Source organism: Roseivirga spongicola (assembly GCF_034376045.1).
In the GTDB taxonomy this organism is placed as follows: domain Bacteria; phylum Bacteroidota; class Bacteroidia; order Cytophagales; family Cyclobacteriaceae; genus Roseivirga; species Roseivirga spongicola.
Map to the genome: position 1 here is coordinate 1,966,273 of NZ_CP139724.1, position 15,144 is coordinate 1,981,416.

Genomic DNA, 15,144 nt, shown 5'->3' on the forward strand with positions numbered 1-15,144 from the left:
AGTTATTTAACAATGATCAACTTTTTAACAGCGCTACCTTTTTCTGAGCTTATTCGGATCAGGTAGGTGCCAGCAGGGTATGAGCTTACGTTCACTTCTACCTTGCTTTCTTGTACCTTTTGCTTATTCCAAACGGCTGTGCCATTCATGTCTACTATGGCCAAGTTCGGCTGAACCTGAGGTATTTGAGACAGGTCTATGGTAACCATGTGCTGAGCAGGGTTAGGGTAAAGGCTTACTTCATCAGCATCAATAACATCATCATCAATAGCTGTTACTATAGTACCTTCACCAGTAATATTTACTCTGGTTTCTCCCGCATTTGATTGAATTACCATTTCGCCAGCGTAAGTTTTGGCTTCAGATGGAGCAAAGGTTACTTCTACTTGCGTTGAGGCTCCTACCTCTACAGTAAAGGCCGATTTATCTGCTGAGTAGCCATCAGGTAAAGTAATGCTGGCTACTTCTATGTCAGTATCACCAGTATTCTCTATAGTGAAGTTCTGAGAAGTAGTTTCAGCAATATCGGTTACATCGAACACCAAGCCACCAATATTGGCAATGCTAGGCTCGGCCTCATTGTTTACCGTTATGGTGATGGACTTGTCGAAGCTTGCACCACCGGCATCTGTAGATGTAACCACTACCGTATAGCTTGCCTTGGTTTCAAAGTCTACTGCTGCAGCAGTAACTAAATTGGCGCCATCAATATCGAACGCATCGTTATCATTGGTGCCTGCAGCAAGGCTATAAGTAAACGTATCTCCATTGTCTTCATCTGTTGTAGACAGTGCTCCAACAACGGAACCAACGGTTACATTTTCATCTATATAGGAGGCATCGATAGCTATAGCTGTTGGGGCTTCATTTACATCATTCAATGTAATGGTGAGTGCTTCTTCATAAGATAAACCTCCAGCATCTTCTGTTTTAACTCTCACTGAGTAAGAAGATTTAGACTCAAAGTTGAGGCTAATTTTAGCTAAGAGTTTTCCACTGTTTATGCTGAAGCTCGCATTGTCCGAGTCGCCAGTACCAGCTACCAAACTATAAGTAAATGAATCTCCATTATCTGGGTCTGTAGTACTTAGCGTTCCAATTTCGGCATCGGCTCCTGCATTCTCATCAAGCGATAAGCTGCTAGAAGCTAGTGCTGTAGGTGCTTCATTTACATTATTGACCGTTATGCTGAATGATTTTTCGAATGTAGCTCCAGCTACATCTGTAGTTCTAAGTCTAACGCTCAGGTTTGTGGTAGATTCAAAATCTATATCGCCATTTGTCACTAACTCGCCATTAGCTATGCTGAATAGATCGTTATTGTCTGAACCACTACCAGGAACGAGAGTATAGGTGAAGCTATCGCCAGCATCAACATCTGTTGAGCTTAGAGAGCCAACTACTGTTCCAGTAGCACTATTTTCAGCGACTGTTAAGGTCGAGATAGCTAAATCTGTTGGTTGATCATTGACGTTTTGAATTGTAAGTACAATATCATCCGATACTGATGCTCCTTCTGAGTCAGTAGCAGTAATTGTAATGTTCACGGTGCCAACATCATCATTAGCAGGAGTACCTGTAAACCTGTTGTTGGTAGCATCAAATGTTAACCAATCGGCTCCAGTGAAAGTAGCAGATAAGGTAAGTGCATCACCATCTACGTCTATAAATACAGAAGAAGCAATTAGTGAACTTAGCAATACATCTTCAGTAGCCGTAATGTCTGCTGCGGCAGAAGCCACAATTGGAGCATCGTTTGTGTTGGCAACACTGATAGAATACTGCTGTCTTACTGTTCCGCCAGAACCATCGTCTGCTGTAATGTAGAAGTCAGTAGAACCTACGTCATCGTTAGTAGGTGTTCCAACCAGGCTTCCATTATCTACTGAAACCCAGTCTGGGTTTCCTTCTAGCATATAGCTAAGGTTATCTCCATCTACATCGGCAAAAAGGCCAGCTAAACTTTGAGTGTAAGCAGCATCTTCAGTTGCATCGGCAATAGTTGTTGCGCTTACCGTTGGTGCATCATTTACTGAAAGCACAGTTACATCAAAAGTTTGTGTTGCAGTAAACTCTCCATCGAAAACATTGACTGTTATTGTGGTAGATCCTGAAGCATTCGCTACTGTATTGGCCGATAAGGTGATGCCGGATGCGCTTTCACTAATAGCGATAGCATCGGTGGTAATCACGCTTTCATCGGAAGAAGTGGCTGTGAAAACAAGGTTTGTGGCCTCTGTATCTATGTCTGCGAAAGTCATAAACACTCCGGCTAGTTGTCCATCTTCCTGAATGCTTTGGCCGCTCGTTGTTCCTAAAGTAGGAGCATCGTTTACAGGATTTACATTAATGTCGAAAGATGTGAACGATGATTTTCCGTTGGCAGAAGCAATCAGGAATACGCTCTCACTTCCATTGAAATCACTACTGGTGTTAATCTCAAGGTTAGTACCATTGATTGTGCCAGATAACTGACTTAAACCACCAACAGTGTAGTTAAACACGGCATTAGGGTCGTTGTTATCTGTAAACACTCCAGAAAGATCTATCGTGTAGGTTGTGAAATCTTCATCGACCGATACATTTTGAATGCCTGTAGTTGTGATATCCGCACTTTCTGTTTCGACACTAAAGGTTACAGTTTGCGTTACGGAAAGTTCTCCGTCACTCACCGTAAAGGTTACATCTTCAGAACCTGACTGACCTGAAATAGGGGTTACGGTAACGTTTTTCCCTGCTACAGCAAGAGTGAAGAGCGAACCTGCTCCATTATGCGTTATAATGAGGTCTTCATCAGCTGTTTCTACATCGTCAAAATAGTTACCCATATCAATTATGTATGCAGGAAGTTCATCTAGCATAGATTGAGTAGGGATTGTAGCTGTAGAAACGGGAGCATCATTTACTGCATTTACTGTAAGCGCAAATGACTCCACTGCAGAAACTGAGGTGGCGGTACCTAGCCTATCATCGGCAGTAATGCTAAAGTTGATAACGCCATTATAGTTGGCAGTAGGAGTTACCGTCATGATGTTGCCATTAATATCTACAATGGCAGCCCCTTGAACGTCTGGAGTGGCCTTGTAGGTGAATAATGGAACAGCGGCATCTACATCTGTAGCCGAAAGTGTATAAGTAAACACATTGTCTTCATCTACATTCTGATCGTCTATGGCAGCCATAATTGGCGAGTCGTTTACAGGAGAAACAGTTACTTCGAAGGTTTCGAAAAGCGAATAAGCTTCCTCAGTATCTAATTCTTCCAATAGCACAGAAATACTAACCTTACCAGTATAATCTGCTATAGGTGTGAGAGTTAACTCTCCATTTGCCACGGTTACCGCTACTTTAGATGGTTCAGATGAAGTTGCTGTAATATTTACTTCATTGTCTACATCGGCATAACTCAGTTGTACAGTGCCAATCTCATCTTCGTTGATTAACTGGTTGTTAATGGCAGAAAGAGTAGGAGCATCGTTCACATCAATTACTTCAATAGAAGCTGTGGCGTTAACGGTGGTTTCTCTAGACGCACTGGTTACACTAAATTCGAATGAGTCGCTGTAGCCTACGTCTCCAATTGGAGTGTAAAAGGCTGTCCATTGAATCAAGTTTCCAGACGTTTTCACTAAAACTGGCTCTGAGAGCGTTCCGCTTTCTGGAGAAGATGTGATTTCCACAGTAGCTGTAGTCAAATCGAAACCTCCTAGCTCAAGTGCATAGAGATTAACGGCTACAGGAGTGTTTTCTGGCGTTTGCTTCTCATTAGCAAAGCTGAAGAATAATCCATCTGTAGATGTGCTATTCACAAAAGCTTCCTCATCTCTAGTATCGGCAAATAAGTCGGAGTCAGCATCTAAATTTCTAATTGCTCCACCAGTACCACTTTCGGTACTATTCTCCAGTACAAATACTTGATCATCATTGTAGCCCGTTTTCGGAGTGGTTACTTCAGCAATAATAACTACTTGTTCAGCACTGAATAAGTATGGGTGCTCTGCTTGAGTAACTCCAATATTGGTTGCCAAGCTATTATCACCTTTAGTGAAACTCTCCAAGTTGAATGCGTCATTCACAATAGAGATAGTCTTAGGTGCTGTTGGAGTAGATAAATCCAAGTAGCTTAGTTTAACTGAGTAAACTGAATTGAACCTAGTATCTGATATTTCTAAGTCTAACGACTTTGAAGTTTCAGTTGCATTACTCACAGACAAGCTGCTGATCTCATGCGGTTCATCTACTACGTTGAACTTAAATGTGAGCGTGGCCTCTTCAGACTCTAGCTTCTCACCATTAACTTCCACTACCTTAAACTTGATTACATCTTCGTATCCTGTGGCAGGGGTCAGGTCACTGTTAGGGTTGAAAGTGAACCTTCCTTTATTGGTACCTGAAACTGCAAGTTCTCCGTTGGCCGGAGCCTGAGTAATCACGTAGTCTATTTCATCTCCGTCTGGATCGAAACCATTTAGCTTTAAAGTTTCTCCTAACTTATATAGGACAGACTTAGCAGCTGTTACGGCTATTGGTGCCTGATTGGGCTCCACTTGTTCTATTAGTGGAATAATGAATCCAAAGTTTCCTTTGTATTCAGTTTGCCCGTCAGTAGCGGTGAGCAAAGTACTTACACCGTTTTGGCCCACAGCAATGTGGCTGGTATAAATACCCCCCGACACCCAACCACCACTGCTGGTGGATAAGCGCTTGTTTAGCGCCTCATCATTGTTTTCATCTTGTCCTTGAACATTTATTGCAAGAACTAGCATTAACAATGTGGTTGCCAGGTTTCTGACTTTAAAAATTTGTTTTAGGCTAATCATCCTAGATTATTTTTGATTAGCGTTAACTTTTTGATTGTTCATTAGCAGGGCTTCTATCTTAGCCAATCTGTCTTCCATAGCTTCAACTTTAGAAGCTTCTGCCTTCAAAGTGTTGTTCTCGGCTTTAAGCGCTTCTACTTCTGCAGAAAGTTCTTTTACTGCTTCAACTAATACCGCAGTCATTTCTGCATAGTTTACACCTTTGAAACCGTTTTCACGAGTGTGAACCAATTCTGGAAGCACTGCTTCAACTTCTTGAGCTATGAAACCGATTTTATTTTCTGGTCTAGACTCGTCTTTCCAGTTATAGCGAACACCTCTAAGTTTATGCACTATAGAAAGCCCTGAAGTAAGAGTGCTTACATTTTTCTTAAGGCGAGCATCTGATGATTGGTTGAGAGACCCTGAAATGTCAATGTTTCCGCTATTGTTATCATTAATGTTTACAAAAGCAGCTCCGTTTGTTGAGTTCACTCTTATAGTACCGAACTGGTTTCCGCTTCCATCTGCATGAAACTCTTGACTAACTAGCCATGGTCTATAAGATCCACCATTTCCATCTGAAACGTCTATTGTACTCTTGATTGCTGTGTATGTGTTTTGGCCACCATTTCCATCGTTTTCCCAGCTTCTTGAACCAATTTCAAAACCGCCTTCTTGTGTGTTTCCAATATTTATAATACCATATTCAGTATTAGCTCTATCTTGCGCTATTTCAAGATTGATTAAGCTGTTTTCGGTTGAGCCAGAGATTCTCATCATGCCGAAGTCTCGGTTGGCATCTGAGCCACCCATTTGAATGTTTTTGGAGTTGTTTGGACCGAATAATTGTAGGAAGCCAGAATTATCTCCGAAAGAGCCAACTTCTGCTCTTAGCTCATTATTGTTGTTGAAGAAAACCGCCTGTCCAAAGTTGTCACCTCTTCTTTCTAATCTTGCAACTTCATTTCCGTTTTCGCCTCTTACTATGTGAGATGCTGGATTTAGTAAGTTGTTCACATCGAAGTAGTTTAGAGAAACAGTTTCTACTCCGTTTTCACCTGTAGCGCTAAAGTTGATCTGGCCAAGCTCGGTGCCATTTTCCCAACGAGTTACTTCTAGCTGAAGCAGGTCTGGGTTGTACGTTCCATCTCCTTCTCCTTCAGTATAAGCACCTCTTAAACCCATGAAAGGTAGATTAGAATCTTCCCAGTTTTTCTGACCAATCCAGAAGTTAGAAGAGCTCGGGCCTTCAAGGGTGATTGATCCACCATCTTCATCATTTCCGCCCATTGAGGCTAGGGTTCTGTTATTGCTGGCAGATACTCTGAACTGACCGAAGTTTTCACCTCCACCAGCTAACCATCCGCTCTGAACTCTACCTTTAGCAGTGCCATCGTCATTTCTGGCAATCATGTTCGTCCATGGGTTCATATAACCTGCATGCTGATAAACAACTCTGGTTTCTCCTGTTTCAGGAATGCCAGCACTCATTTCCATGTAAGCCGAACCACCAGAATAGGTAAGCATTCTATAGGTGTTTCTGCCTAAAGAGTCGTTCAAGTAAAGAAGTCCTGCTTTTGGGCCATTAGAGCCTATGAGTACATTGGCGAAATCATCAGGGCTTTTTAGTTGGAACCTTCCTGCACCTTCATCATTCATGTCTAGAAGCGACATCTGCTGACCGAGTTGGTTTTTGGTTTCCATTCTACCATGCTCTTGGCCCATTACATCATTGTATGAGGCATCCATAAAGATGAGGTCATGAATAGGAGCTCCGTCTTCACCAGATTCAGGATTACCTTGAATTTTAAAGTATCCTTTGTTTAGGCCGCCTTCTTCCCAATACTTGCCACCCATGGCAATATTCATGTTGGTTTCACCAGAGAGACCGAAGTAACCATTTCCGTTGTAAGCTCTTAGGTCTACTCTTCTTACATCTAATGAATCATAAAGTCCTAAGAAGCCTGTGGTTCCTTCGTTTGCTGCCCCTAAGATTACTCTTCTTGTGTCGTTATGACCATAAGTAACCAGCGATGCTGAGTTGTTTGGTTCATAGAAACTCAATTCGCCTTTTAGCATGCCTTCTGGGCTATATACTTCTAGTGGTTGTTTAACACTAAATGGTGCGAAAAGGCTTGTTGAGCCTAGCACAGTATTTCCAATGCTTACAGTAAGAGTTCTTTCAACTGCATTATAGAACAGGTCTTCAGGCATTGGGTTTACGTCACCAAGGGTTACAGCATACAAGCCCTCTATTACCTGAACATCTGCTTGGGTTTCTGTCCAGCTTTCACCGTCTCCAAGGTCAATGGAAAAGGTAAATGTTCTTGCTCCTGTAACTGGAGTACCATTTTCATATAGCGTGCCTTGAAAGCTCATTTTTTTGCCTTCAGGCGCCATGGTTGTGGCTGCTTCATCTTGAAAGGGAGCTGCCATAATAGGTCCAGCACTCAGTAGGAGTGTTAGACACATAATAAGGAGTAGTGGTTTTTTCATTTTTTAAAATTTTGGTTGTGACAATTTATATTGATGATTATTCGCGTGATTTCTAAGGTAGCCGGAGTCACCGTTTGTGGCTCCGGCATGAGACTCAACTAAACCGACTATTGTTCTTTGTAAAGTTTTTTAGTTTTTAAGCCTAGCTCAATACTCAATTCAGAGTATTTCTAAGACATGAATGCCATAAGAACCATGGCCCAATCTGCATTAGACTGTAGTCCCAACTTGTTTCTTATGTTCTTTCTGTGCTCATCATAAGTGAGTACAGATATGGAGAGGGTAGAGGCGATATCACTTCTTGAATTACCCTTTGCCATGTGCTGAAGAATTTCAATCTCTCTTACTGAAAGAGCGTTTAAAATCTCCTTCTTTTTTGTCTGGATTTTGTTGGTCATTGGTTGTGTTGGAGTACCCGAATTGGAGTACTGATTGTTGTTACTAAAATTGGCGTTTAGAAGGCACAATTTCAGGTTTATGTTATGAGTGACATGTTACTTGTCACGAATGACATGTCTTTAGTGGCGTAAAATGGGGGTATTGCCACCCGAGATGTAATGAGTAACCTAAAAACCGATATGAAGAAAAAGACTAGTTGTTGTTTAGGAGTAAATCTAGCTTGTCTTTGTAGCTGCGGCTTACATTGAGTTCTTCTCCATTAATAAGTACTACTTTATTGGAGTATATAGACTTGACAGCATCTAGATTTACAATGTGGCTTCGATGAACCTGAATGAATTTTCTGGCGGGTAGTTCTGCCAATACATTCTTTAAAGAATTGCGGTCTATCTCAGGGTTCTCTTTAGTGCTTAAGTGAAACTCTAGATAAGGTCCATCAGAAGAAACATAATTGAGATCTTTAAGCTTAATGAGTGCTTTGCTTTTGAGTGTAATATGCTCTACTACTTCTGGTCGTGCAGACTTTTTAGAGAGCTCATTCAATTTCTTTTTAAGGTCTTTCAGTTCTTGGTCTTTAATAACATTCTCAGACTTTTCTCTTCTGTAGTAACGGTAGAGAATGATTGATACAACAATAAGAACTATGGTTATTGCTATGATTTGGAATGTAAGCTCTTGGTAGAAAGATTTTTCTGCTGACTCTTGCTCTATTTGTTCGTCTTTTTCTAATAAAGCCAGTTTAGAGCGTTGCTCCGCTATGCGCGCATTACTGCTAATTTTGGTAGGGTTGGCATCTAGGTTACTGTGTATTTTCTCATACTTCAGAGCTTTTTGAGGGTCGCCAAGCTTTTCATACAGTTCGGACACTATTCTAAAGCCATCTTTAGATAGGTGAGCAATGGAATTATCATTAATGAAGAGCTCAAATTCAGCGGCTATGGCTTTGGCTTTCTTTAACTCACCAATGAGCACGTTGTACTTAATTTTAGTAATGAATAAGTCTACAAATGCTGGTGGAGGATATTTATAATTGCTCGAAATATCGTCTGCTATTTCTATATGCATAGCGGCAGCTTCTTTAGTGCCTCTATTTATAGAGATAAGAGCCATTTCTAATTGAGGTCTTAGCGTTTGTTGCCAGTTTCTAGAAGTACTAGAAACTTCATAAGCTTTATTCCAATACAAATATGCTGAGTCGAGCTCTTCTAATGCATGGAATGCCTGTGCTTTACCAGAGTAAATGGCTCCTTGAACAGATTTGGACGGAAAGTTCTCAACGTCTATGTTATCATAGGCATCTAAGGCTCTATCATAAAGATTAAGGCTCGTTAACATTTGACCTAAGCCCAAATAGCTCATTCCGTGGATACCTACTGAGTCAGACTCAGCTAGTGCCAAAGTCTTTTCTAGGTTGTAAATGGCCCTAGCATACTCTCCAATTCTTCTATAGGCGTTGGCTTGGTTACCATAGGCCGATCGTTTTGCAGCGGAGTATTTTGGGTCGTCTCCACAGAGCTCGATCGACTCGTTTTGAACCTCAATGGCCATTTCCACTTGGTTGGTTCTCATGTATGCTATCCCTAAGAAGTTTAGAACCTTCAGGTGAATGTCTTTATAGTTTTCTTTATTGAAATATCTTCTGGCAAACTCCAGTTGTTCTACTGCAACCTGCAAGTTCCCCTGATGATATTGAATGAGCGCATCGAGAAACTGTTTCCCAGCTTGAGCAAGCTCTTCATTTTCGAAATTTGAGCTAGTAAGTTCTTGGATGTATTGGTCTATGCTGTCAGTTTGTGTGCGGTTATAAACTGTACCAATGTTTATAATAGCTTCAATCCGTTTGGCTTCCGTTTCAGCGTTGATGATATCAGCCTTGAGTTCAGAAAAATCGCTCTGAGCTAATAGGGTTGAGGTGAAGATTGAAAGACCCAGATAAAAGGCTACACTGGTAATTAACGCACGCACAGTAGCAAAATATTAGTATTTACTGAATTGAACAAGAGAGAATATTCAGGTATGCGAGGGGTTAAAACAAATGAGGGGCTAAATATCAGCCCCTCAATTAGTTATAATTTTTTTTTTAACTTTTTCTATTTGGCAAAGTTTACAGCGCGCATTTCTCTGATAACAGTAACCTTGATTTGTCCTGGGTACTGCATCTCTTTTTCAATTTTCTGAGAAATATCGAACGATAGCTGTGCAGCTTGATTATCGGTAACCGATTCTGCATCTACCATCACGCGAAGCTCTCTACCAGCCTGAATAGCGTAACATTTATTTACACCATCGAAGTTTAGGGCAAGAGTTTCTAACTCCTTGAGTCGCTTAATGTAAGACTCCATTACCTCTCTTCTTGCTCCTGGTCTTGCTCCTGAAATTGCATCACAAGCTTGAACCAATGGAGAGATCATTGAAGTCATTTCCATCTCATCGTGGTGAGCACCAATGGCGTTGCACACTTCAGGATGTTCTTTGTATTTCTTAGCTAGTTCGAAACCGAGAACTGCGTGAGGCATTTCTGGCTCTTCTGGCCAAACCTTTCCAATATCGTGAAGAAGACCTGCTCTTTTAGCTCTCTTAGGATTCAAACCTAATTCAGAAGCCATAGTAGCACAAAGGTTGGCTACCTCTCTAGAGTGCTGAAGCAAGTTCTGACCATAGGAAGAACGGAACCTCATTCGGCCGACTAACTTGATTAGCTCTGGATGAAGCCCATGAATGCCTAAATCGATCACCGTTCTTTCTCCAATTTCAGCAATCTCTTCTTCGATGTTCTTAGTGGTTTTGTTTACCACCTCTTCGATACGGGCCGGGTGAATTCTACCATCGGTTACCAACCTGTGTAGAGAGAGCCTTGCAATCTCTCTTCTTACAGGGTCAAACCCTGAAATGATGATGGCTTCAGGTGTATCGTCTACAATAATCTCAACTCCTGTAGCGGCTTCTAAGGCACGAATGTTTCTGCCTTCACGGCCAATGATCTTACCTTTAATTTCATCACTCTCAATGTTGAAAATTGAGACACAGTTTTCAATGGCATGCTCTGTGGCTGTACGCTGAATAGATTCTATAACAATCTTTTTGGCCTCTTTAGCGCCAGAAAGTTTTGCTTCATCTATGATGTCTTTTACTAATGCAGAGGCCTTGCTCTCCGCTTCGTCTTTCAGCGTTTCAATAAGCTGTTCTCTGGCTTCATCGGCAGAAAGGTTGGCTACTTTTTCTAGCTCTTTAACCTTTTCATCTACCTTGCTTTCAAGCTCTTCTTTTCTCTTTCTAACTATCTCTAGCTGAGCTTCTACATTTTCTTTAAGGCTATCTAATTCAGCATCCTTTCTATTGATTTCAGACTGCTTTTGATTCAAAGAAGCTTCGCGTTGCTTGAGTTTGTTTTCGTTAGAAATTATCTGATTCTTCTTTCTGTTAGCCTCTTCTTCGAAGTCTGCTTTTATTTTAAAGTACTTCTCTTTGGCTTCTAGAATTTTGTCTTTTTTGATGTTTTCGGCCTTTAATTCGGCCTCTTTAATGATCCGTTTTCCTTTTTCTTCCAGTTCTATGGCTGCGGCACGATTGAGCTTTTGAAGCAGATATCGACCGAACAAAAAGCCAACTACCAGCGCTCCGATGGCCGTTAGCAATATAGTAAGCGTGTCTCCCATAAATATTTATAATCTATGTGGAGATGAACAAATAAGTGAGTCGATAACGGTTTTTAAGAGAGTGTTTCCCGAATTAGTCGTTCCAGGTTTTCAATTGTGTTTTCAGCTGTGCTATCGATTGCAGTAGACTCTTCTTCGCTTTTTAGCTTAGCCACCATGCAGTCGAACGCTACCATTGCCAACAAATCTTCTTTATCATCAATACCAAACTTGTCTCTGTAAGACCTTAGTTTCTCATTGATGAATTTGCCTGCGTTGCGTACCCGTGCTTCCTCTTCAGGTTTAACCTTCATTGGGTACTCGCGGTCTCCTATTTTTAATTTTACTGATAGAAGATCCATATATTTCTAAATTAGCTCATATGAGCTATACAACGATCAATCTCTTTAATGTACTCGTTTAATTTATTTTTCAACTCAACAGATTCGTCTTTCTCCACTGTTGTGCTAGATACAATTTTAGCGATTTTATACTGATTTTGAAAATCAGCTAGTTTAGCCTTTAAGTCTGCAACTTCTGTTTTAAGTGATTGGTTTTTAGACTCTAATTGGCTGGTTTTGGCCTTTTCCGATTGATAAGCTCTTATCAATTCATTCACTTTTTTTTCAAGCCCCGTAAGCTTTTGGTCAATCGGATGGTTAGCCATTATTTTCTTATAGTTGCTCCCAAATCTTTTTCAAATACTGTCATTAACCTCTGCATGGTTTTATCAATAACCTTATCGGTGAGGGTTTTTTCTTGGTCTTGCAAGAAGAAACTTACAGCATAAGCTTTTTCATTAGCTCCAATTTTATCTCCCTCATAAACATCGAACACTCTAATGCCATTCAGGAGTTTGAATGCATTTCTTTCTGACAGTTTTCTAATCTCTTCAAAATTTACTGATTTGTCAATAACTAGAGATAAGTCTCTTTTTACTTCAGGGAATTTTGAAAGTGGTTTAAAGTCAACAATCAACGGATAGTTGTGTCTTAGCATTTCCCAATCAAAGTCGGCATAGAAAACCTCTTGCTTTACCTCGCTGAGTTTGGCCAATTTAGGGTTTACTTTGCCAAATCTAACTGCCGTCTTTTTATTGTAGCTAATTTCTATTCCATAGCTCCATAAATCGGACTGAATGTCTGTTGTCTCTAGTCTATCTAAACCAAACTTGTTCAATATTTGATAGACTAATTGCGAAAGATCATGGAACCTTACAGGTCTGTTGCTATCTAACCAAGACTCGGCATTGTTTTCACCTGTTAGGAAAATAGCGAGCCTTGAATATTCCTTATATTTTTCGCCTCTCTTGTGGTAAGTTGTTCCAAATTCGTAAAGTTTTAAGCTGTTCTGTCTTCTCTTTACGTTGCGGTCTATTACTTCCAAGCCAGAGAACATCAATGTTTGACGCATCACGTCTAATTCTTCACTTAGATAGTTCAGAATATGAACATCCTCGTTGGAGTCAATAGATTCGGTTTCTGCTACATACTGATGCTTAGTGAGAGAGTTAGTTACAATCTCATTATAGCCAGCGCCTGCAAGCATTCTTGATACCTCTAACTGAAGAGAGTCGTTGTCTTTTTTCGGAAACTCTGATAGAAAGCTAGAGCTTAATGTAGGCTGAAGTTCAACATTGTTGTAGCCGTAAACCCTAAGTACTTCTTCTACAATGTCGGCCTCTCTTTGAACATCCACTCTATACGGAGGAACTATGGCGGTAAAACCTTCGTCCGTTTTACTTTCTAGCTGAATGTCAAGCCCAATTAAAATATTTTCAATTTGGTCTTTAGACAGCTCCTTACCGATTAGTTGATTGATTCTGTGATAAGTAACATCGACCTTAAAGTTGTCTACAAGATTTGGATATATGTCGAACACTTCGCCAACAATTTCTCCTCCGGCAATTTCTTGAATTAACTTGGTAGCATATTGTAAGGCAAAGAAAGGCATGTTAGGGTCAGTGCCGCGCTCATACCTAAAAGAAGCATCTGTTTTAAGCTGATGGTTCTGCGCTGTTTTTCTGATGCTGTCTGGAGAAAAGTAAGCGCTTTCTAAAAACACCGAAGTGGTTTTTTCAGTAACGCCAGATTTGATTCCGCCAAAAACTCCTGCAATACACATGCCTTCGTTCTGGTTGCAGATCATTAAATCTTCAGCATAGAGCTTTCTTTCTTTTTCATCGAGGGTTATGAATTTGGTTCCTGCAGAAAGTGTCTTTACAACTACCTCTTTTCCTGTAATAGCATCTACGTCAAAGGCGTGCATTGGCTGACCAAGGCTGTGGAGTACGTAGTTTGTAATGTCTACCACATTGTTGGTTGGGTTGAGCCCAATAGCTTTGAGTTTGGTTTGTAGCCACTCTGGAGATGCTTCAACTTTTACTCCTTCTATTGTGAGGCCAGCATAGCGTGGGCAAGCTTCAGTATTTTCGATAGTGAGTTTTACTCCTCCTTCTGATTTAACAGGAGTAATGTCAGTAACCTCAGGAAGTTTAATATCTCTCTTTAAAGCCGCCTTTAAATCTCTTGCCACACCAAGGTGAGAGGCAGCATCAGCTCTATTTGGAGTAAGACCAATTTCAATAACATAGTCAGACTCTAGGTTAAAATATTCTGCAGCTGGAGTTCCATTAGGTAGGTCAGTATCTAATACCATTATGCCAGCGTGAGAGTTGCCTAGTCCAATCTCGTCTTCTGCACAAATCATTCCTAAAGAAACTTCGCCTCTAATTTTAGCCTTCTTAATGGTGAAAGGTTCTCCTTCGGCAGGATAGAGGCTGGCGCCAACTGTGGCAACCACTACTTTCTGACCTGCAGCTACATTTGGTGCTCCACAAACAATTGGAGAAGGCTCATCTGTACCAATATCTACAGTTGTGAGTTTTAATTTGTCGGCATTTGGATGTTGAGAGCAGGTTAGTACTTCGCCAATTACCAAGCCTTTAAGGCCTCCCTTTACGCTTTCTACCTCTTCTAAGCCTTCAACTTCCAAACCTGTATCGGTCAGGATAGTCGAAATTTCCTGAGGTGTTTCTGAAATGTCTATGTATTGCTTAAGCCAGTTGAGCGATATTTTCATATTAACTGATGAACCGTTATCAAAGAATGGGCAAAATTAGTGATTAATTGCTGCTTACGTCAGTATTAATGGTTTTTGTAGATTTTTTCTCCAGCCTCAATCGGAATACTCAGAACGTTTTGTCTTGGCGGAATTGGGCAGCTATATTCTGCATTAAAATGACAGAATGGATTATAGGCGTTATTGAAGTCTATAATAACGGAATTGGTGTTTCTATACATAACGTCTAGGTAGCGGCCTCCTCCGTACGTTTCTATTGCACTGGTTTCATCCGCAAACATTAAAGAGAGCTTGTTTGGGTCTTTCTCTTCCCAGTCTTGGTATAGCATTACACTATGTTGTTGTCCTTTCAGTTCGAAATTGGCTGTAGCAAAGGGGATATACTTAAGTTGTTCTCCTGTAGTAGATTCAATGAAGATGGGCTGCTTATTATTAGTTTTTTCAATTCTAGCTGTCACTTTAAACTCTTCATCTATCGGATAGTAGTTTAGTCCGGTAAAGTTCTGCTTATCTTCTTCGATCAAAGGTGAGTTTGAAGAAAGCATGTATCCATTTTTGTCTTTTCTTTCTTGCTCTAGCCGCTCAGTATAGTCTTTGGAGCTTTCGCCAATGGTTAGAAAGTTAAAAATGGTAATGGCTACAATAGCCACTATCAATAGAATGAACAGATTACTCTTTTTCATAAGGTAAAATTAACCTGAGGAAGATTAAAAAGCGAGTTTTGGAAAGAG

9 protein-coding genes are annotated in these 15,144 nt (G+C 40.6%); all 9 read right to left on the reverse strand.

The genetic code is table 11. The features are described from left to right. Nucleotides 1-2: 2 nt before the first annotated feature. Entirely contained in the window at nucleotides 3-4,766 is a 4,764-nt protein-coding gene (locus T7867_RS08700; protein WP_068218226.1) for a tandem-95 repeat protein, read from the reverse strand. A gap of 60 nt (nucleotides 4,767-4,826) precedes the next feature. After that, nucleotides 4,827-7,298, reverse strand: a complete 2,472-nt coding sequence (locus tag T7867_RS08705) for a tail fiber domain-containing protein (protein WP_084375595.1) — start codon at nucleotides 7,296-7,298, stop codon at nucleotides 4,827-4,829. Nucleotides 7,299-7,468: 170 nt separating this feature from the next. After that, nucleotides 7,469-7,696, reverse strand: a complete 228-nt coding sequence (locus T7867_RS08710) for a response regulator transcription factor (RefSeq protein WP_068218229.1) — start codon at nucleotides 7,694-7,696, stop codon at nucleotides 7,469-7,471. Nucleotides 7,697-7,889: 193 nt separating this feature from the next. Then, nucleotides 7,890-9,662, reverse strand: a complete 1,773-nt coding sequence (locus tag T7867_RS08715) for a LytTR family transcriptional regulator (RefSeq protein ID WP_068218231.1) — start codon at nucleotides 9,660-9,662, stop codon at nucleotides 7,890-7,892. 125 nt (nucleotides 9,663-9,787) lie between these two features. Further along, nucleotides 9,788-11,353, reverse strand: a complete 1,566-nt coding sequence (gene rny, locus T7867_RS08720; protein WP_068218234.1) for a ribonuclease Y — start codon at nucleotides 11,351-11,353, stop codon at nucleotides 9,788-9,790. A gap of 53 nt (nucleotides 11,354-11,406) precedes the next feature. Then, the gene (locus tag T7867_RS08725; protein WP_068218238.1) at nucleotides 11,407-11,694 is read right to left on the reverse strand and encodes a cell division protein ZapA; all 288 of its coding nucleotides are present in this window, start codon (nucleotides 11,692-11,694) and stop codon (nucleotides 11,407-11,409) included. Between the two features lie 11 nt (nucleotides 11,695-11,705). Continuing rightward, nucleotides 11,706-11,999, reverse strand: coding sequence for a hypothetical protein (locus T7867_RS08730; RefSeq protein ID WP_068218241.1), 294 nt, complete (start codon nucleotides 11,997-11,999; stop codon nucleotides 11,706-11,708). Beyond that, complete coding sequence (gene pheT, locus T7867_RS08735; RefSeq protein ID WP_068218244.1) at nucleotides 11,999-14,413, reverse strand: phenylalanine--tRNA ligase subunit beta; 2,415 nt, start codon at nucleotides 14,411-14,413, stop codon at nucleotides 11,999-12,001. Before pheT ends, T7867_RS08730 begins: the two co-directional genes overlap by 1 nt. Before the next feature lie 65 nt (nucleotides 14,414-14,478). Continuing rightward, entirely contained in the window at nucleotides 14,479-15,096 is a 618-nt protein-coding gene (locus tag T7867_RS08740; RefSeq protein WP_068218247.1) for a DUF1684 domain-containing protein, read from the reverse strand. Nucleotides 15,097-15,144: the final 48 nt, after the last annotated feature.

Excerpts from the sequence above, each read along its gene's own strand:
- T7867_RS08705 (WP_084375595.1), bottom strand. The coding sequence starts at position 7,298 with ATGAAAAAACCACTACTCCTTATTATGTGTCTAACACTCCTACTGAGT.
- T7867_RS08700 (WP_068218226.1), bottom strand. The coding sequence starts at position 4,766 with ATGCTAGTTCTTGCAATAAATGTTCAAGGACAAGATGAAAACAATGAT.
- pheT (WP_068218244.1), bottom strand. The coding sequence starts at position 14,413 with ATGAAAATATCGCTCAACTGGCTTAAGCAATACATAGACATTTCAGAA.
- T7867_RS08740 (WP_068218247.1), bottom strand. The coding sequence starts at position 15,096 with ATGAAAAAGAGTAATCTGTTCATTCTATTGATAGTGGCTATTGTAGCC.
- T7867_RS08730 (WP_068218241.1), bottom strand. The coding sequence starts at position 11,999 with ATGGCTAACCATCCGATTGACCAAAAGCTTACGGGGCTTGAAAAAAAA.
- rny (WP_068218234.1), bottom strand. The coding sequence starts at position 11,353 with ATGGGAGACACGCTTACTATATTGCTAACGGCCATCGGAGCGCTGGTA.
- T7867_RS08710 (WP_068218229.1), bottom strand. The coding sequence starts at position 7,696 with ATGACCAACAAAATCCAGACAAAAAAGAAGGAGATTTTAAACGCTCTT.
- T7867_RS08725 (WP_068218238.1), bottom strand. The coding sequence starts at position 11,694 with ATGGATCTTCTATCAGTAAAATTAAAAATAGGAGACCGCGAGTACCCA.